The organism is Tissierella simiarum (assembly GCF_018917865.1).
Taxonomy (GTDB): domain Bacteria; phylum Bacillota; class Clostridia; order Tissierellales; family Tissierellaceae; genus Tissierella_C; species Tissierella_C simiarum.
Genome location: NZ_JAHLPM010000001.1, coordinates 125,481 through 144,478, shown reverse-complemented (window position 1 = coordinate 144,478; position 18,998 = coordinate 125,481). Strand labels below are relative to the sequence as shown.

Genomic DNA, 18,998 nt, shown 5'->3' with positions numbered 1-18,998 from the left:
AATGAAAAAAAGACGAGTAGGAACTACTTCCATGGCAATTGTTTTAATTGTCTTTGGAGTTATCATATTTATTGCACAAATTAAGCGTATATCGGCAGTTAATTTAGCAATTAAATTTTGGCCAATGATATTATTTCTATTAGGAGGAGAGATTCTTTGGTATAGCTATAGATACAAGGAAGAGGATATAAATATAAGATATGATATATTTAGTATATTTATTATTTTGGTAATAGTCTTTATGAATTTAGGCATTTATGGATTAATAGAAACAGGACTAATGAATAAAGTAAATAAAATGGTTTTATCTGAAAACTATACATTTTCTATTCCTTACAATGAAACTCAAGTTGATGATACTATCGAAAAAATAGTTATAAATCAACCTAATTACTATAATTTAACTATTCGTACTGAAGAAAACAATAAATTACTTTATTCTGGACATGTAGATATAGCGGCTGATAGTGAAGAAAAGGCTAAGGAACTTTTAGATAAGGAACATATTATTGCTAAAAAGTCAGGGAACACTTTATATGTTTCATTCATGGAAAGACCTAGCTATAATAGAGAAAATTATATTCGTCCTTACGATACGACTCTTATAATACCAAGAAATAAGAAGGTTGAAATAACTGGAGGAAATGACTTACAATTAGTACTAGATGATATTAAAAATGATTGGATTATAGATAGTATTAATAGAGTAAAAATTAGATTAGATGAAAATATAGATGCAAAAATAAACGCTTTTGTACAATATCAAGAAATGCTAAAAGGAAATGTTAAGTGGAGTAGTATAGAAGAGGGAACTGAGGAGCAACCAAAAGTTAAAGGAGAACTAATTTATAAAAATGGAAATAAGAATATAAGCATTTTAAACTGTGATGAAGTATTCATAGATGAATTAAAATAAAGATTGATCTATATTTATAGTTATGTATATGTTTTTATGATATAATAGCTGTAATTATAACGGATTGGAGGGTAGAATAATGACCAATGAAGAATTCCAAAGAATAGTACTTGAAAAATTAGGAGGTTTAGAAGAAGGACAGAAACGTCTAGAGGGAAGACAGAAAAGCTTAGAAGAAAGGCAGAAAAGTTTAGAAGAGGGACAAATGAAGCTTGAACAAAGGCAAATAAGACTTGAGCAGGGACAGGTTGAGCTTGAACGTGGACAAAAGAACTTTGAAGAAGAGCAGAAAAAACTTGTAATTAAAGTAGATTCTATGGAAAAAATCCTTATAGCTACCCATGAGCAAACAGCAAAACTAATAGAATTTAAAGAAGAAATTAATAATAAAATTGAGAAAGTAATAGAAGAAAATAAATTATTAAAAGAAATGTTCGGAAGACATGAAATAGAAATAAAAGCATTACAGAGAAAAATAGGCTAGAAAAAGAACTTTAATTAAAGTGCACCCAAAATGTTAGACAAAAATCTAATATTTTGAGGTGCATTTTTATTGACAAATAAAAAAATCAAGAATATAATAGACTCATCAGTCTAGACCACATGGTCTATAAAAAGGAGTGATTAAATTGTATCAAATAAATAATTTAATTTTTAAATATCCTAAGAATAAGAGGGATACCATAAAGGACATATCCTTTGAAATAAAGGATGGAGAAATATTTGGCTTACTTGGTCCTAGTGGTGTTGGTAAAAGTACTACTCAAAAAATCTTAATTAAATTATTGACTGGATATAAGGGAGAAGTACTGTACAAAGGAAGAGATTTAAAGTTTTACGAAAAGGATTTTTATGAAGAAATAGGAGTAGGCTTTGAAATGCCAGTACATTTCTCTAAACTGACGGCAGAAGAAAATATAGATTTTTTTAAAAAATTATATAATTCAAATATAGACACGGATAGCCTTTTAAAAAGATTAGGGTTATATGATGATAGGAAGAAGAAAGTAAGTGAATTTTCTAAGGGAATGAAAATAAGACTTAATTTTGTAAGGGCAATGATTAACAATCCTAAGATGCTTTTTCTAGACGAACCTACTAATGGATTAGATCCTAGTAATGCTAGAATAGTTAAAGAAATAATTAAGGAGTATAAGGAACAAGGGGGAACAGTACTACTGACTACCCATTTAATGAATGATGTAGATGAATTATGTGATAGGGTAGCCTTTATGGCTGATGGGAAGATAGCTGAAATTAGCACTCCAAAAGATTTAAAGTTAAAGTATGGAGAAAGAAAAGTAGAGATAGAATACAAAGAGGGAGAAGGAATAAATAAACAATCCTTTGAATTAGATAGTTTAGGAAATAATTTAGAGTTCTTAAAACTAATAAAAGAAAAAGAAATCATAACTATTCACAGTAAGGAAAATACTTTGGACGATATATTTATTAAAGTAACAGGGGTGAAAAAATATGAGTAACTTCTTTGTTCTAATAAATGGAGAAATTCAAAGAATGAAAAAATATAATATATTGACTGCGAGCATCTTTGTTTCGTTGATTTGGATTGGAATATTACATTTTATAGATGTAGAGGATGTAACCAATATTATTCCACTACTTATATTTATGGATGCTACATCAATGGCAATGCTTTTAGTAGGAGTCACTTTTATATATGAAAAACAGGAAGGAACTATTAGAACCTTACTGGTATCTCCTATCAGTAAAACCGAATATATATTGGCTAAAAATTTTTCCAATATCATATTTAATATTTTCGCATTAGTTATTATGTACGGTTATTCTAAATTATTTAAAGAGGTAAACTTAAATTTTTTTGCTATATTAGGTGCGGTAATCTTAGTATCTTTTTTTCACTCTATGGTTGGTTTTTTATTAACTTATTTTTCTAAAGACTTTACCGATTTATTAATGGGAATGATGAAGTATGTTTTTATATTCATGACCCCAGTATTATTAGAAGAATTCAACATTATTACCAATAATATATTTAAAAAAGTTTTATATATAATTCCCACAAAAGCTTCCCTTACATTATTAAAAGGAGCCACAGGCGGTTATGAAACTTGGAAGATATGGATATCTATTTTATATATAATATTTGGAACAATAATTTTATTTTATATAGTATGGAAAAAATTTGATGAATATGCAATGAAAGAAGGTAGGGATTAATATGTATGGGAATTTTATAAAATCTGAAATTAAAAAATGGAGTAGAGATTCTATGATGGGCTTTATGGTTGTATATCCTATTCTATTTGGCTTAATAGGAAGGTATTTTCTTCCTTGGATTTCCCGTAGAAATAATTTTAGCTTAGAAGCATATGCAGATCTGATAATAGTAATACTAACATTACTTGTACCCATTTCCTATGGCGCATTAATTGGATTTTCAATTCTTGAAGATAGAGATGATAATGTTTTAACTGCAATTAAAATTTCACCTTTTGGTATTAAGCAGTTTTTAGCTTTTAGATTGATTATGGTTTCTATTCTCTGCTTTATTGCTTGTATATATGTAATGTGGTTTTCTAATATAGGTAATATTTCTATAAAAAATATAATAGCTATTTCTTTCTTAGCATCTTTTGAAGCACCTATATCAGGTTTATTAATAAATGCTTTAGCTAAAAATAAAATAGAAGGATTTGCAGTAATGAAGGGAGCTGGGACAATAATCGTTTTTCCAATAATAGCATTGTTTTTTATGGGAAAAAAGGAATTATTCTTTGCTTTTGCTCCAGGATTTTGGTCAGCCAAAGCAATAAGCAGTTTAATAAGAGGAGATATTCTCTATCTATCTTATAATCAATATTATTTTATCGGATTATTATATGTATTGATCTTAAATATACTAGTGTATAAATTATTTATTAAACAAACGAGGATATAACAAAAGAGGTGGTCACGTGGAGGAAAAAAAAGAGAAGTCTTTTGAAAAACGACAGGAGCTTATAGATCAGGCTTTAATAGAATTTGGAGAAAAAGGATATGAACAGGCTTCTTTAAATAATATTTTAAAAAAGACAGGTATTAGTAAGGGTACCTTCTATTATCATTTTAAAAACAAAGAAGATTTATATATATATTTAATAGATATATTAGCAGAAGAGAAGATAAATTTTTTTAATAAAAGTATAAATCCTGAGGATTTTGATAAAGATATATTTACTTTATTAAAAATAATGATAAAAACAGGTATAGAATTTGCTCATTATAGACCTGAGATAAACAAGTTTTCTCAATCATATTTAAAAGATTTAGATAATCCAATATTCAATAAAATTAAAGAAAAATATAATTTTGAGCAAAATGATTATTTAGGCAGGTTAATTGATAGAGCTTTTGAAAAAGGAGAATTTAGAGAAGATCTTCCAAAAGAGTTTATTAAAAGTTTAGTAAACTATTTATTTTTTAACTTACAGGATATTTCTAAAACTATAGATATAGATGAGTATGCATTGTCAGCTAATTATTTAATAGAGTTCTTTAAAAATGGTTTAGCTAAGAAATAGAGTAATAACTTCCTTTTAGTATTAAAAAGGGAGTTGTTTTTATAATGTTATATTGTTTTGAAATTTTTAGAATAACTAAGAAGGTAAAAAACATTAAATATGGAATACATGCATAATTATATAAATATTCTAAAGTTTCAAAAAGGAGGTGTGGGGATAGCCCCATGTTTATGAGAAGATTTTATTTAAAAAAATCACTTATATCATTTCTATTGATACTTATATTATTGCTTGGTCAATCAGTAGCTTTTGCTGATGTAAAACTTTCTAAACGTTCAAAGGCTGATGATAAATATAAATGGGATCTTTCACAGATTTATAAAACAAGGCAAGATTTTGAGAAAGATATGAATAAACTTATGGATGAAATCTTACCAAAATATGAAAAGTTAAAGGGAAAATTAAATATAGCAGATAATTTGTTAAACTATTATAAATTAGATGAAGAGGCAAGTAGACTATTGTTAAAAGGACATGTATATGCAAATTTATCTTTAGATTTAAATCAAGCAGATAGTAATGCTCAAGAAATGGTATCTATAGCAAGTACAGCCTATAGCAAATATTTATCTGCTGCTTCTTTTGAAAAGCCAGAGATACTTAGCTTATCAGAGAGCCAACTAAAGGCATTAATTAATAATCCTAAATTAAAGGAATATAAACTATATTTAGAACAATTACTGAAACAAAAAGAACATATATTATCAGATAAAGAAGAGGCAATACTTTCAGCTGCAAGTGACATAATATCATCACCAAATGAGATATTTGATAAGATAACATTGGCAGATTTTGAATATCCTACGATAAAAGATAAAGATGGTAAAGAAATTAAATTAAATAATTCAGCTTATTATGAAATACTTGAAAGTGAGGATAGGGAATTAAGAAAGAAAGCTTATGAAGCTAGGACTAACGCTTATGGGAAAGTAAGCAATACTTTAGCTGCAACATATAATGCTGAGGTTAAGAAAAATATTTTTCTAGCCAATGTAAAAAACTATAATTCATCAATCGAAGCAGCATTAGCAGAAGAATTTATACCAAGATCTATTTATGATAATCTAATAAAATCAGTAAATAATAATTTAGGATATTTGCATAAATACTATGAAATAAAAAAGAAAGCATTAAACTTAAATGAACTGCATGCTTATGATGATTCTCTCTCAATAGTGAAAGACTACAATATGGAAATAAGCTATGATGATGCAGTAAAGATAATTGCTAAGGCATTAGAACCTTTAGGAAAAAAATACGTTGATGATTTTAAGAAAGGTATTAACTCAAGATGGGTTGATGTATATGAAGATGATAACAAATATACAGGAGGATATCAATGGGGCACTTACGATACTCATCCATATATCCTTATGAACTATGAAGATAATCTAGACTCTGTATTAACCCTTGCCCATGAAATGGGGCATGCTCTTAATTCAATGTATTCAAATAAGAATCAGCCATATTATTTATCCGGTTACCCTATATTTACAGCAGAAGTTGCATCTATTACAAATGAATTATTAGTAATGGACTATTTAATTAAAAATGCTAAAAATGATGAAGAAAAATTATATTTAATTAGCAAACAAATAGATAACATTATGGGAACAATTTATACTCAAGTAATGTTTGCTGAATTTGAGCAAACTGTTCATGACATGGCAGAAAAGGGAGAACCACTTTCAACAGATGTACTAAATAATTTGTGGCTGTCATTAATTAAAAAGTATAATGGCAAAGCATTTACCGTTGATGAGAATTCTAAATATGGTTGGTCTAGAATATCACATTTCTATATGAATTTTTATGTATATAAATATGCTACTTCTATGTCGGCTTCTTATGAATTGACAAATAACATCCTAAAAGGGGAGAACGGAGCAGTGGATAGATATCTAGAATTTTTATCAGCTGGCGGTTCAGATTATCCAGTAGAAATACTCAAAAAGGCAGGAGTTAATATGAATTCCTCTAAACCAGTTGATAATATTCTAAAGCATTTTGGAGAGTTAGTTAACGAAATGGAAAGATTACTAAATAAAAGAGCTCAGAAGAAATGAGCATAAATTTAGCGGAGAATCAATTCTCCGCTAAATTTATGTAATATTCTATAACTTTTAGTTATAATACAATAACTATTTATAAGTTCTTATTATAATTTTTCTGTGTTAAGATTTAAAATGACTATTAAATCAGACAGGAGGATTAAAATGAAAGAACTATTTATTATGTTTTTAAGTTTCTTTAAAATTGGTGCTTTCACATTTGGAGGAGGCTATGCTATGATTCCTTTAATTGAAAGGGAAGTAGTAGATAATAGAAAATGGATTTCAAAGGAGGAATTTACAGATATATTGGTCATAGCGCAAAGTTTTCCAGGTGCAATGCCAGTAAATTCTTCTTTATTTATTGGATATAAGTTAGGAGGAATTATTGGAGCTGTTATGGCGATTTTGGGAGTCATACTCCCATCATTTTTGATTATTATTGTTATTGCATTATTTTTTTCCCAATTTAGAGAAAATCCTATAGTAGATAATATATTTAAAGGTATATCGGGAGCAGTACCTGTATTGGTACTATTAGCAGTAAAAGGTCTATCTAAATCAGTAAATAAAAATATTATTAACTTACTTATTGTAGTTATATCTATTTGTGCCATAACAATTTTTGATGTGCACCCAATAATAATTATATTTTTATCAGCTATTTATGGAATATTTTTATCTGAAAGGATGGAGAGCTAAATGAATACAATACTTAAACTTTATATGTGCTTTTTTAAAATAGGTGTATTTGGCTATGGTGGAGGTTATGCCATGTTGCCTTTAATACAGAGAGAAGTAGTAACAAAGAATGCATGGTTAACTACAACTGAATTTTTAGATATTATTGGAATATCTCAAATGACACCAGGACCTATTTCTATAAATACAGCTACGTTTGTAGGATATAAAATAAGCGGATTTTGGGGCAGTGTTTTTGCTACTTTAGGTGTAGTTTCTTTTTCCTTTATATTGGTATCTATAGCTACTCATTATATACTTAAATTCAAGGATTCCAATGTATTAAAGTCGGCTTTAACAGGAATGAGACCTGCTTTAATAGGACTGATATTTAGCGCTTTTTTATCATTATCTAAACAATCCTATATAGATATAAAATCTATAATTATTGGGGGATTTATCCTATTGATGAGTTTAAAGACTAAAATCCATCCAATATTAACTATAGTAATCGCAGGAGGAATGGGTACTTTATTTTATGGCATTATGTAGTATACTTATATTAGGTGATGAAAAGCATGGATTCAAGACTATATACTTTTGTAATGGTAGCCAAAATAGGGAATTATACTAAGGCTGCTGAAAGTTTAAATTTGACACAACCTGCTGTCTATAAACAAATTCAGTATCTAGAACAGTATTACAATACACTTTTTTTTAAGAAGGAAGGAAAAAAACTAGTCTTAACAGATGAAGGAGAACTTTTTCTTCAATATGCTAAACAAATAATAAATCTTCATGAAAACTTAAAAGAAAAGTTAAACCATAAAGATATAAATTATAAAAAATATAAAATTGGAGCAACTATGACTATTGGAGATTATATTCTACCTAAAGTTATTTATGATTATATGGAAAGGCATAAGAATATAAACATAATTTTAAGGGTAAATAATACTAACATTATTCTAAAAAAGTTATTAGAAAGAGAAATCTCTTTAGCTTTAATAGAAGGGCCTTTTGACAAGACAAAATATAAATATAGAAAATTTAAAGATGATAAATTAGTATTAGTAGCTCCAACTAAAGGACCTTTATCTAAAAAAGAAAGTATGACTCTTGAAGAGCTATTAGAACAAAAATTAATTTTAAGAGAAAAGGTTTCTGGAACACGGAAAATAATAGAAGGAGCACTTATTAGTAAAGGTTATAGTGATGATGTTTTAAATCATCATATAGAAATTAGCAGTATTAATGGGATAAAGACTTTGGTAAAAGAAGGGCTTGGATATACTATTCTTTCTAAAGAATCAGTAAAAGCAGAAATAATGGAAGAAAGTATGAAAATTATTCCTATAGAAAATATATCTATTGTAAGAGAGTTTAATTTTGTGTATGCTTATGATGAAAGCATGGAATTTATTGAAGATTTCATAAAGTTTAGCTTAGAAAGGGTGATTTAATGATAATAAAGATATTGGGTGCTGGATGCGATAAATGCCATAAGGCAGTAGAAAACACTAAAAAAGCTATAGAAGAATTAGGCATAGATGCTACTATAGAGGAAGTTGAAGATTTAATAACTATGATGAAATACGGAGTAATGAGTACACCAGGTATTGTCATAGATGAAAAGGTAGTATTAGTTGGTAGGATTCCAGAAGTAGAAGATATTAAGAAAATTGTGGAAGGAAAATAAACTTTATGTATTGACAAAACCCCTTAATAGGGGTTATTATTTTATTAGATACATTGATACATTTAAATATATAAATATGAAGGTAGGTGATATTGTGGATGATAAAGTCGAAATATTTAAAGCGTTGGCTGATAAGAATAGGTTATCTATATTAGATATGCTATCTTGTGGAGAAATGTGTGCCTGTGACATAATGGAAGGACTCGAATTAAGTCAGCCAACTATATCTCATCATATGAAAATTCTTCAACAAGCAGGATTAGTCAATGGAGAGAAAAATGGAAAATGGATGAACTATTCTATAAATGAGGAGAAAATAGATGAAGTATGTGAGTTTATTCAGTACATTACAAATTTTAAAGAAGATTGTATATGCAATAGAGTTAAAGGAAAAGCTTGTTCATTAAATGAGAAAGAAGAATAATTATATTCAGGAGGTAGTTTATGGGTGATAAAAAAGATTCAGGTGGATTAAGTTTTTTTGGTAAATATTTAACTCTTTGGGTAGCTTTATGTATTATTATTGGGCTCTTAATAGGAAAATATATTCCTATTATCCCGCAAGTTTTAAGTAAATTTGAATATGCTAAAGTGTCAATTCCTGTGGCTATACTAATATGGTTAATGATTTATCCTATGATGCTAAAAATTGATTTTACTAGTATAGTTCAAGCTACTAAAAAACCTAAAGGTCTTACAATAACCTGTGTGTCCAATTGGTTAGTTAAACCCTTTACTATGTATTTAATAGCTACTTTCTTTTTAAAAATAGTATTTAAAGATTTAATACCTGGCAATTTAGCTTCTGAATATTTAGCTGGAGCAGTTTTGTTAGGAGCAGCTCCTTGTACTGCTATGGTATTTGTATGGAGTTATTTAACAGATGGAGATGGAGCATATACATTGGTGCAGGTAGCGGTAAACGATTTAATTCTTTTGTTTGCTTTCACGCCTATAGTAGCTTTTTTACTAGGAGTAAGCGATGTTATTGTTCCTTATGATACTTTAATACTGTCTGTAATCTTATTTATAGTTATACCTTTAGTGGGAGGATATCTATCCAGAAAGTATATAGTTAAAAATAAAGGATTAGATTATTTTGAAAATGTATTTTTAAAAAAGTTTGATAATATTACTATTGCTGGTTTATTACTTACATTAATAATCATATTCTCTTTCCAAGGGAAAGTGATATTAGATAATCCTTTACACATTGGACTTATAGCTGTACCGTTAATCTTTCAAACTTTCTTAATTTTTATTATAGCCTATGGATGGAGTAAAGCTTGGAGGCTACCTCATAATATTGCAGCTCCAGCAGCCATGATAGGAGCAAGTAATTTCTTTGAATTAGCTGTGGCTGTAGCCATATCCTTATTTGGATTGGATTCTGGTGCTACTTTAGCAACAGTAGTTGGAGTATTAGTCGAAGTTCCATTAATGCTTACATTAGTTAAAATTGCTAATAGTACTGGACATTGGTTTGAAACTAAGTAGAAGGGTGATTATTTATGAAGAAAAAAGTTGCTTTTATATGTATTCACAATTCTTGTAGATCTCAAATGGCGGAAGGATGGGCAAAAGAGTTAGGAAGTGATTTGTTTGAAGTTTATTCTGCAGGAACGGAAAAATATAAAGAAGTGAAACCTCTAGCCGTTGAAGCTATGAAAGAAGTAGGCATAGACATTAGTTTACAATATCCTAAGTTATTAAGTGAAATACCAGAAGAAGTAGATATATTGGTTACTATGGGATGTGGCGTAGTGTGTCCATTTATTTCAAATTCTTTAATGGAAGACTGGGGTATAGTAGATCCATCAGGAGGCAGTATTGATGATTTTAGAATTGCTAGGGATAAGATAAAAACAAAAATAGAGGATTTAATAAAAAGAGAAAAAAGTAGGTGATCTTAGTGACTAATATTTTTAGTTGGTTAAATGCTCAACTTTTAAAGATGGAGTGGTTATTTAATTTAATTAAGTTATTGGTAGAAAAAATATTTGGAATGTCTATTGAAAGTAGAATCGGAGGAAGTATACACTTTTTTATTTATGATACTATAAAAATATTTATATTATTAACTGTTCTAATTTATGGAATATCTTATATTCAAAGCTATTTTCCTCCCGAAAAAACCAAGAAGATATTAGGTAAATTTAAAGGATTAAAGGGAAATATTATCGGAGCTCTGCTTGGAACAGTAACTCCTTTTTGCAGTTGTTCAAGTATTCCTATTTTTATAGGATTTACTTCAGCAGGACTTCCTTTAGGGATAACTTTTTCTTTCTTAATATCCTCTCCTTTAGTAGATTTGGCATCCATAGTAATGCTTATTTCTTTCTTTGGAGCTAAAATAGCCATTGCTTATGTAATAGTAGGGTTAATTCTTGCAGTAGTGGGAGGTACAATTATAGATAAACTTCATATGGAGGAGTATGTTGAGTCCTATGTTTTTGGAATACAAAGTGCTGATGTAGAATTAGGAGAAATGACTAAGGAAGAAAGACATAAGTTTGCTAAAGCTCAAGTTAAGGATATTATAGGAAGGGTATGGATTTATGTCCTAGCAGGAGTTGGAATAGGAGCAGCTATTCACAATTGGATACCTCAATCTGTAATAGAAAGGATTATAGGTAAAGACAATCCTTTTGCAGTTATTCTAGCTACAGCAGTGGGAATTCCTATGTATGCAGACATATTTGGAACACTGCCTATTGCAGAAGCATTATTTGGTAAAGGTGTTGGTATAGGTACAGTTTTATCCTTTATGATGGGGGTTACTGCTCTTTCACTACCTTCTATCATAATGCTGAGTAAAGTAGTAAAGAAGAAATTACTCATATTATTTATATCTTTAGTTTCTATAGGGATAATAATTATCGGATACTTTTTTAATATATTTCAATATATATTTATATAATTTGAGGTGATAAAATTGAATAAAAAAATTAATTTGTATCTTTTAACAGGATTTTTAGGTTCAGGTAAAACAACATTTTTAACCAATATATTAAATGATCTATCAAAAGAAAAAGTTGGAGTAATAATGAATGAATTTGGTAGAATTAGTATTGATGGAGAAATAATTAAAAAGGAAGGTATGGAGCTAGTAGAAATCAATAGAGGCTCTATATTCTGTTCTTGTCTAAAACTTAATTTTGTTCAGGCTATGATTGAAATGACGGAGAGGGACTTAAAGTATCTTTTTGTTGAAAGTTCTGGTTTAGCAGATCCTTCAAATATTGGAGAGATACTAGAGGCTGTAAAGTATTCTAAAGGAGATGTTTATGAATATAAGGGTGCTATTTGTATAGTGGATGGAGTAAACTTCCTTGACCAACTAGAAGATTTAGAAACAGTAGAAAGACAAATAAAACACTGCCACTTAGTGGTAATAAGTAAAGTAGATTTAATTAATGAAGATACTTTGGTTAAAATTATTGAGAAAATTAAAGAAATAAATCCTATAGTACCTATTGAAACATCTATCTTTGGTAAACTTGACTATGACTTTTTAAAAGAGGATTTAATGAAGTATAAATGGGCAGAAGCAGAAAGTTCAACTAATACTCCAGAAACAAAACCAAAGACTTTAATGTTAACTTATGAAGATGAAGTTAAAAAAGAAGATTTAATTAAATTTATTGATTCTATAAAAAATGATTGCTATAGGTTAAAAGGCTTTTTTAAATTAGAAGATGGTTGGAATCAAGTGGATGTTGTAGGGAAGAAAATAGATTTTAAATTAACTGAAAAAAAGGAAAGAATTTCAGAATTGGTTATTATTTCGAAGATTGGACCTCAGATTATAAGACCTATAGTTAATAGCTGGAATAGTATATTTGAAAAAGAAATGAGATTAAGATAAGAGTACTTTTTAGTACTCTTTAATTTTATCCTTGACATTGATCTAAATTTTTGTTAAGTTAGTAAGAAAAATATTATACCCAAATACATATTATTGCTCATTAATGGCAAATATTTTATAGATTGTGGTATACTAATAAAAAGACAAAAGGAGGAGTTGTGATTGGAATTTGTTGGTGAAGGTTTGACTTTTGATGATGTCTTATTACTTCCTGGGAAGTCTGAAGTATTACCTAAGGAAACTAAATTACACACTTATTTAACTAAAAGTATTAAATTGAATATACCTTTAATGAGTGCTGGAATGGATACCGTAACAGAGTCTAAAATGGCAATAGCTATGGCTAGAGAAGGTGGTATTGGTATAATTCATAAGAACATGACCATTGAGGAACAAGCTTTAGAGGTAGATAAAGTTAAGAGATCAGAACATGGAATTATAACTGATCCATTTTATTTATCTCCTGTTCACAACGTATCTGATGCTTTAGAATTAATGGAAAGATACCATATATCTGGAGTGCCTATTACTGATGACGATGGAAAATTAGTAGGTATCATTACTAATAGGGATATAAGATTTGAAAAAGATACGGATAAAAGAATTGATGATGTAATGACTAAAGAAAATTTAGTTACTGCTACTAGAGATATTTCTATGGATGAAGCTTTAGAAATTATGAAACATCATAAAATAGAAAAACTACCTTTAGTAGATGAAGATTATATACTTTCAGGGCTAATTACCATAAAAGATATAGAAAAGTCTATTCAGTATCCAAACTCAGCAAAAGATAGTACAGGAAGACTTTTAGCTGGAGCAGCAGTAGGAATTACTTCAGATATGATGGATAGAATAGCAGCTTTGGTAAAAGCTAAGGTAGACGTAATAGTTGTTGATACTGCTCATGGACATTCCCAAGGTGTTCTAGATGCAGTAAAAAGGATTAAAGTTGAATATCCACAATTACAGGTAATTGCTGGAAATGTGGCTACTGCAGAAGCTACAGTAGATTTAATTAAAGCTGGTGTTGATGCAGTTAAAGTAGGAATTGGACCTGGATCTATTTGTACTACCAGGGTTGTAACAGGCATAGGAGTACCGCAAGTAACAGCAGTTGTAAACTGTGCTAAGGCAGCTAAAGAATATGACGTGCCAGTAATTGCAGACGGTGGAATTAAATATTCAGGAGATATTACAAAGGCTATAGCTGCAGGAGCCAATGTAGTTATGATAGGTTCACTATTTGCTGGTACTGGAGAAAGCCCAGGAGAAGAGGAGTTATATGAAGGTAGAAGGTTTAAAGTGTATAGAGGAATGGGTTCTATGGGAGCTATGCAATCAGGTAGCAAAGATAGATACTTCCAAGAAGACACTAAAAAGCTAGTTCCAGAAGGAGTAGAAGGTAGAGTACCTTATAGAGGACCTTTGGGAGATGTAGTATATCAACTATTAGGTGGATTAAGATCAGGAATGGGATATATAGGAGCTAAAGATATCTTTGACTTACAAAATAAGGCTAAATTCATAAGAATAACTGGTGCAACCTTAATAGAAAATCATCCTCATGATATTCATATTACAAAAGAAGCTCCAAACTACAGTAGAAGATAGTTAAGGGAGGTTTTATATTGATATTAATTTTAGACTTAGGTGGAAAGTTCAGCAGATATATTGGAAGAAGCATTAGAGAAAGTAAAGTCTATTGTGAAATTGTGCCTTATTATTATTCATTAGAAAAAATAAAGGCAAAAAACCCTGAAGGTATAATTATTTCAGGTGGTGAACCTAATGAAATTGTTGTAAAAGAAAAATTAGATAAAGAAATATTTAATTTAGGAATACCTGTATTATCCATAGGATTTGGTAGTGAAATAATGGTAGAAGCTTTTAAAGGTAAAGCAACAATTCCAGCAGAAAATGATTATGAATATTTGAAGATAAAAGTAGATAAAGATAGTCTATTATTTAATGGATTAGATGAAGAATTACCTCTATGGATGAATGAAGAATATGCATTTGATGTTGTACCAGAAGGTTTTAATAAAATAGCTAACTATAAGAATAAAGTAGTAGCTATCGAAGATGAAGAAAGAAAACTTTATGGAGTAAAATTTCATCCAGAATTAGAAGGTTCAGATGAAGGAAAACAAATTATAGATAATTTCCTATATAAAGTTTGTAGCTGTGGATCTACTTGGAATATGGATGAATTTGTTAGTGAAAGTATAAAAGAAATTAAAGCTCGAGTAGGAGATAAGAAGGTTCTATGTGCTTTATCGGGAGGAGTAGATTCTTCTGTTGCAGCAGTCTTGGTACACAAAGCTATAGGAGATAATTTAACTTGTGTATTTGTAGATCATGGTTTACTTAGAAAGTATGAAAAAGAACAAGTAGAGAAAGTATTTAGAGATGAATTCCATATAAATCTTATAGTAGTTGATGCTGAAGATAGATTTTTAAATAAGCTAGAAGGTGTTACAGATCCAGAACAAAAGAGAAAAGTTATTGGAGAAGAATTCATTAGAGTGTTTGAAGAAGAACAAAGTAAATTAACAGATATAGATTTTCTAGTCCAAGGAACCATTTATCCAGACGTAATAGAAAGTGGAATGGATGGGAAAGTTGTAGTAAAAAGTCATCACAATGTAGGTGGACTTCCAGAAGATATTAATTTTGAGTTATTAGAGCCTTTAAGACAATTGTTTAAAGATGAAGTAAGAGAAGTTGGTAGATTACTTGGAATTAGTTCAGATATAGTAGACAGACAACCTTTCCCAGGACCAGGATTAGGCGTTAGATGTCTTGGTGAACTAACAAAAGAAAAATTAGACATACTTAGAGATGCAGATTATATATATAGAGATGAAATTAAAAAAGCAGGGTTAGATAAAGAAATTTGGCAATACTTTGCTGTGTTACCTAACATAAGAAGTGTAGGAGTAACTCATGGCGAAAGAACCTATAAACATACAATAGCATTAAGAGCTATAACTACAAAAGATGCAATGGTAGCCAAATGGTATCCAATCCCTCTAGATTTATTAGAGAAAATATCTACAAGAATCACTGATGAAGTAGAACAAGTAAACAGAGTAGTATATGATATATCAAACAAACCACCAGCTACTATTGAATGGGAGTAGTAATATGAGTTGGAGAAAGCCAGTGTTTATGCGGGTTGCAAATATATTTGTTTAGTGCTTGGCAACAATTTGGCAACATTTGATTCTATATTCAAAGAATAATTTATTTCAATAACATAAGAAAACCTTACTGATTTCAGATATTCAGGCTGAAATCAGTAAGGTTTTTTCTATGCTCATTTCTTCTTTCTCTTTTTTTCTTCTTCTTTTTCGATTCGTTTGAATTCGGCTGCGAACATATCATCGAGTGCCTGTGATGGAACTTTTGCCCAATTGGACCTATGTCAATATAGTAGACACATTTTCTCGAATAAACTTTATGCTACCCTCTTAATATTATCTTCCCACTCTTGGGGAGTGATATAACCAATGGAGCTATGTATTCTTTCTCTGTTATACCAAGATTCAATATATTCAAATATTGCTAGTCTAGCAGCATCAAAGTTCAAATATTTAACTAGATTAACTTCTTCCTTCTTTAATACTGAGTGAAAGGATTCCATACAAGCATTATCATATGGGTTACCTTTACCACTAAAGGAATGAGTTATTTTAAGTGCTTTAACATATTCTCCAAATTCATGACTTATATATTGGCTACCCAAGTCACTGTGCAAAATTAGACCTTTATTAGGGTTTTGAAGTTTATAGGCATTTTTTAAAGCTTTTATAGCTAAAGTAGTATCTATATTTTTTGACATAGAATAACCAACTATCTTCCTGCTGTTAAGATCCATAACAGAAGCTAGATAGCACCAACCATCTTTAATTGTGTGAATATAGGTAATGTCAGTTACCCATTTCTGGTTAATACTAGTTGTAGAAAAATCTCTATTGAGAATATTTTCTCTACTTTCAACCTTGCTCTTTGAAGAAAAGGGTCTGAATTTCTTACATACTATTGATTTTATGCCGAGTTTATTCATAAGTCTTTGAGTTCTTTTAAGGCTTATAATTATATTTTTATTTTGTAACTTTTGATGTATCTTAGGTGCTCCATATCGGCATTTACTGGCCTCATATATATTTAGAATTTGTTCTTCTAGAAATCTACTTTCAAGGCTTCTTTTGCTTTCTTTTTTATTAAGATATTTGTAATATGAGCTTCTAGATACTTTTAAAACCTTGCACATTAGTTTTATGTCATGAATATCTTTATTATCTGTAATGAACTTATATATTGAGCTTACTTCTTTGCAAATATGGTCATTGCTTTTTTTAATATTTCATTTTCCTCTTCAATTCTAGCCATTTTCTTTAACATGGCCTGATAATCAGCTTGTGTAATCACTTTATTATTATCTAATGCTATGGGCTTAGTTTTCTTTACCCATGTCATTATTGTAGATTTAGGTAGGCCATATTCACCATTTAGCTCAGCTAGAGTTTTACCGGAATTGTAAAGCTCTATAATGGTATTTTTATATTCTTCGGTATATCTTTTTGACATTCTAGACACTTCCTTCCTTGACTATATTTTAAAGCATTCGGAAAATCGTGTCTACAATATTATACTAACATTACTGCTAAATGGGAAACTGAACGAGTATCTGCATGAGATTGACGAAGAATGTTATGAGAGAATGGGAATTGTTAATTAGACAGACGAAAGAAAGGGAAGGTGTGACAGAACAGTTAAAAGCGGATAATCAGATGAAATGGGTTGGTATGGTGAACAATATCTGGAGTTGGGCAGAGGAAGTTGTATTGATGGAGTTGGTGTATCAGTAATGTATCGCAGAGTGGGAGAATGATTGTTTTTCCTGAATCATAACATGCCAGAGTGCTGTATTGTATGCAACATTCTGGCATTTTTGTTGAGGGAAATTTATATTGTCTATTTGATTTTTTTCGAGTATAATTTTCATAGAATGTTAGTAAATTCTGCTTGTAGCAGATAGAAAATGTTATCTACGGTGTTATGCTGTTTCTCAATAAGAGAGAAAATTTATATTTTCTACAGAAAAATAGCATTACCCTCTTGACTCTTCCTTTGGGGAATCCTTTATACTAAGTTTATTCCTGATAATTTAGAAAAGAGGTCGAAACAAATGAACAACCTAATCAAAATCAAAGATGTGTCAAGCAAATATGACATTACAGCCCGTACACTGCGTTATTATGAGGACATGGGATTGCTGTCCAGCACCCGAAGTGATGACTACGCATATAGAATGTACGACGAAAACGCTGTTAGGCGACTTGAACAAATACTCATATTACGCAAGCTGAATATCAGCATAAAAGACATTCAACGTGTTTTCAACACTTCCGGTTCCGATATAGTTTTAGAAGTGCTGGGGAAAAAAGTACAGAACATAGACGACGAGGTTGCGCTTTTGCATGAGTTGAAAGAAATCGTGATGGATTTTATACGGGAAATCGAACAAGTGAACTTTGCAGACAAATCCGACATAAAACTGCTGTATAACAAGGCTAAAGAGATTGAAACACAATTGATAAGCATTGACTATATCGGCAAGCCTTCCAATATAAACCGCTTGATTGAAATAACGGAAAAATTAGATAAAAAAATTCCTGATATAATGGTCGTCAGGATACCGGGATTCAAAGCGGTAACGTGCGGCGATCAACCGTGGGGAGAAATGTTCAAAGAAGGCGGATATATGTACCAATTGTGGCAGTATTGTCATTTGTATAAGAGTGTGATTTTCGATTGTTTTGATTTTTTGCTGTCTAAAAATGACAAAGCTGAATGGATATGTGCCGTTAAAGATGGTGTTACCAATGCGGATGTAAGCCCTTTTAAATTATTCGATTTTCCGGGAGGCTTATACGCTATGGCAGTCAGTATTGACGAAGATAACGAGAGCATACACAAAGTGGAAGATAAAGTTCGCCGATGGATTGAAAGCACAAATTTTGAGCTTGACAAAGGCCGCAATGTTATGTTCAATATGCCTTATTTATATGAAGATGGAAGAGATATTGCCTATAAAGACATAGAAAAGGGACTTGGCTATAAACAAATGCAAAGATATTTTCCAATCAAGCTAAAAGAAGGAATATAAAAATACAAGGAATTTCCCATGTGTTATTTAGGTAATTGCGAAATGCAAAGTATGACAGAA

At 30.0% G+C, this 18,998-nt stretch carries 21 protein-coding genes; 20 read left to right on the top strand and 1 reads right to left on the bottom strand.

Annotated elements, in window-relative coordinates; translation table 11 throughout:
• The first annotated feature begins 1 nt into the window (after position 1).
• From KQI42_RS00715 to guaA, 18 genes are all read left to right on the top strand, one after another.
• Entirely contained in the window at positions 2-916 is a 915-nt protein-coding gene (locus tag KQI42_RS00715; protein WP_216515767.1) for a hypothetical protein, read from the top strand.
• A 79-nt stretch (positions 917-995) separates the two neighbouring features.
• Positions 996-1,400: a hypothetical protein gene (locus KQI42_RS00710; RefSeq protein WP_216515765.1), complete on the top strand. Its 405-nt coding sequence runs from the start codon at positions 996-998 to the stop codon at positions 1,398-1,400.
• A gap of 145 nt (positions 1,401-1,545) precedes the next feature.
• A complete protein-coding gene (locus KQI42_RS00705) occupies positions 1,546-2,400 on the top strand; it encodes an ABC transporter ATP-binding protein (RefSeq protein ID WP_216515763.1) in 855 nt (284 codons plus the stop codon).
• On the top strand, positions 2,393-3,118 hold the full coding sequence (locus KQI42_RS00700; protein ID WP_216515761.1) for an ABC transporter permease: 726 nt from the start codon (positions 2,393-2,395) through the stop codon (positions 3,116-3,118). The genes KQI42_RS00705 and KQI42_RS00700 overlap by 8 nt, the downstream gene beginning before the upstream one ends.
• 1 nt (position 3,119) lies before the next feature.
• Positions 3,120-3,839, top strand: coding sequence for an ABC transporter permease (locus KQI42_RS00695; protein ID WP_246565986.1), 720 nt, complete (start codon positions 3,120-3,122; stop codon positions 3,837-3,839).
• Positions 3,840-3,855: 16 nt separating this feature from the next.
• A complete protein-coding gene (locus KQI42_RS00690; protein ID WP_216515758.1) occupies positions 3,856-4,461 on the top strand; it encodes a TetR/AcrR family transcriptional regulator in 606 nt (201 codons plus the stop codon).
• A gap of 164 nt (positions 4,462-4,625) precedes the next feature.
• Entirely contained in the window at positions 4,626-6,527 is a 1,902-nt protein-coding gene (gene pepF / locus KQI42_RS00685; protein WP_216515756.1) for an oligoendopeptidase F, read from the top strand.
• Positions 6,528-6,677: 150 nt separating this feature from the next.
• Positions 6,678-7,214 carry a chromate transporter gene (locus KQI42_RS00680; protein ID WP_216515754.1) on the top strand — a complete coding sequence of 179 codons (537 nt, stop codon included), beginning with the start codon at positions 6,678-6,680 and terminating at the stop codon, positions 7,212-7,214.
• Positions 7,215-7,745 carry a chromate transporter gene (locus KQI42_RS00675; RefSeq protein WP_216515752.1) on the top strand — a complete coding sequence of 177 codons (531 nt, stop codon included), beginning with the start codon at positions 7,215-7,217 and terminating at the stop codon, positions 7,743-7,745. It begins immediately after the preceding gene.
• A gap of 26 nt (positions 7,746-7,771) precedes the next feature.
• The gene (locus KQI42_RS00670) at positions 7,772-8,656 is read left to right on the top strand and encodes a LysR family transcriptional regulator (RefSeq protein WP_216515750.1); all 885 of its coding nucleotides are present in this window, start codon (positions 7,772-7,774) and stop codon (positions 8,654-8,656) included.
• On the top strand, positions 8,656-8,892 hold the full coding sequence (locus KQI42_RS00665) for a thioredoxin family protein (RefSeq protein WP_216515748.1): 237 nt from the start codon (positions 8,656-8,658) through the stop codon (positions 8,890-8,892). Before KQI42_RS00670 ends, KQI42_RS00665 begins: the two co-directional genes overlap by 1 nt.
• Positions 8,893-8,986: 94 nt before the next feature.
• Entirely contained in the window at positions 8,987-9,316 is a 330-nt protein-coding gene (locus KQI42_RS00660; RefSeq protein ID WP_343231628.1) for an ArsR/SmtB family transcription factor, read from the top strand.
• Between the two features lie 20 nt (positions 9,317-9,336).
• Positions 9,337-10,389, top strand: coding sequence for an ACR3 family arsenite efflux transporter (gene arsB, locus KQI42_RS00655; RefSeq protein WP_216515744.1), 1,053 nt, complete (start codon positions 9,337-9,339; stop codon positions 10,387-10,389).
• 14 nt (positions 10,390-10,403) lie between these two features.
• Entirely contained in the window at positions 10,404-10,799 is a 396-nt protein-coding gene (locus KQI42_RS00650) for an arsenate reductase ArsC (RefSeq protein WP_216515742.1), read from the top strand.
• A 5-nt stretch (positions 10,800-10,804) separates the two neighbouring features.
• Positions 10,805-11,812, top strand: a complete 1,008-nt coding sequence (locus KQI42_RS00645; RefSeq protein WP_425519732.1) for a permease — start codon at positions 10,805-10,807, stop codon at positions 11,810-11,812.
• Positions 11,813-11,827: 15 nt separating this feature from the next.
• Positions 11,828-12,760, top strand: coding sequence for a CobW family GTP-binding protein (locus KQI42_RS00640; RefSeq protein ID WP_246565985.1), 933 nt, complete (start codon positions 11,828-11,830; stop codon positions 12,758-12,760).
• A gap of 162 nt (positions 12,761-12,922) precedes the next feature.
• A complete protein-coding gene (guaB, locus tag KQI42_RS00635; protein ID WP_216515740.1) occupies positions 12,923-14,374 on the top strand; it encodes an IMP dehydrogenase in 1,452 nt (483 codons plus the stop codon).
• Between the two features lie 17 nt (positions 14,375-14,391).
• Positions 14,392-15,906, top strand: a complete 1,515-nt coding sequence (gene guaA / locus KQI42_RS00630; protein ID WP_216515738.1) for a glutamine-hydrolyzing GMP synthase — start codon at positions 14,392-14,394, stop codon at positions 15,904-15,906.
• 317 nt (positions 15,907-16,223) lie between these two features.
• Here the strand turns inward: guaA and KQI42_RS00625 are convergent.
• Positions 16,224-17,356 (bottom strand): IS3 family transposase gene (locus KQI42_RS00625; RefSeq protein WP_216515736.1). Its coding sequence is split into 2 segments (ribosomal slippage): positions 16,224-17,116 and positions 17,116-17,356, totalling 1,134 coding nucleotides; the frame shifts between segments, so codons are not numbered across the junction.
• 104 nt (positions 17,357-17,460) lie between these two features.
• On the opposite strand from KQI42_RS00625, the gene KQI42_RS00620 reads away from it, so the two are divergent.
• Both KQI42_RS00620 and KQI42_RS00615 read left to right on the top strand, forming a co-directional pair.
• A complete protein-coding gene (locus KQI42_RS00620; RefSeq protein WP_216515734.1) occupies positions 17,461-17,637 on the top strand; it encodes a TnpV protein in 177 nt (58 codons plus the stop codon).
• A gap of 320 nt (positions 17,638-17,957) precedes the next feature.
• Positions 17,958-18,938, top strand: coding sequence for a helix-turn-helix domain-containing protein (locus tag KQI42_RS00615; RefSeq protein ID WP_216515732.1), 981 nt, complete (start codon positions 17,958-17,960; stop codon positions 18,936-18,938).
• Positions 18,939-18,998: the final 60 nt, after the last annotated feature.

Bases quoted from the DNA above. Each gene is read 5' to 3' on its own strand.
- KQI42_RS00620 (WP_216515734.1), top strand. From the start codon at position 17,461: ATGAGATTGACGAAGAATGTTATGAGAGAATGGGAATTGTTAATTAGA.
- pepF (WP_216515756.1), top strand. From the start codon at position 4,626: ATGTTTATGAGAAGATTTTATTTAAAAAAATCACTTATATCATTTCTA.
- KQI42_RS00680 (WP_216515754.1), top strand. From the start codon at position 6,678: ATGAAAGAACTATTTATTATGTTTTTAAGTTTCTTTAAAATTGGTGCT.
- KQI42_RS00675 (WP_216515752.1), top strand. From the start codon at position 7,215: ATGAATACAATACTTAAACTTTATATGTGCTTTTTTAAAATAGGTGTA.
- KQI42_RS00695 (WP_246565986.1), top strand. From the start codon at position 3,120: ATGTATGGGAATTTTATAAAATCTGAAATTAAAAAATGGAGTAGAGAT.
- KQI42_RS00715 (WP_216515767.1), top strand. From the start codon at position 2: ATGAAAAAAAGACGAGTAGGAACTACTTCCATGGCAATTGTTTTAATT.
- KQI42_RS00700 (WP_216515761.1), top strand. From the start codon at position 2,393: ATGAGTAACTTCTTTGTTCTAATAAATGGAGAAATTCAAAGAATGAAA.
- KQI42_RS00710 (WP_216515765.1), top strand. From the start codon at position 996: ATGACCAATGAAGAATTCCAAAGAATAGTACTTGAAAAATTAGGAGGT.
- KQI42_RS00670 (WP_216515750.1), top strand. From the start codon at position 7,772: ATGGATTCAAGACTATATACTTTTGTAATGGTAGCCAAAATAGGGAAT.
- KQI42_RS00665 (WP_216515748.1), top strand. From the start codon at position 8,656: ATGATAATAAAGATATTGGGTGCTGGATGCGATAAATGCCATAAGGCA.
- arsB (WP_216515744.1), top strand. From the start codon at position 9,337: ATGGGTGATAAAAAAGATTCAGGTGGATTAAGTTTTTTTGGTAAATAT.
- KQI42_RS00650 (WP_216515742.1), top strand. From the start codon at position 10,404: ATGAAGAAAAAAGTTGCTTTTATATGTATTCACAATTCTTGTAGATCT.
- KQI42_RS00615 (WP_216515732.1), top strand. From the start codon at position 17,958: ATGAACAACCTAATCAAAATCAAAGATGTGTCAAGCAAATATGACATT.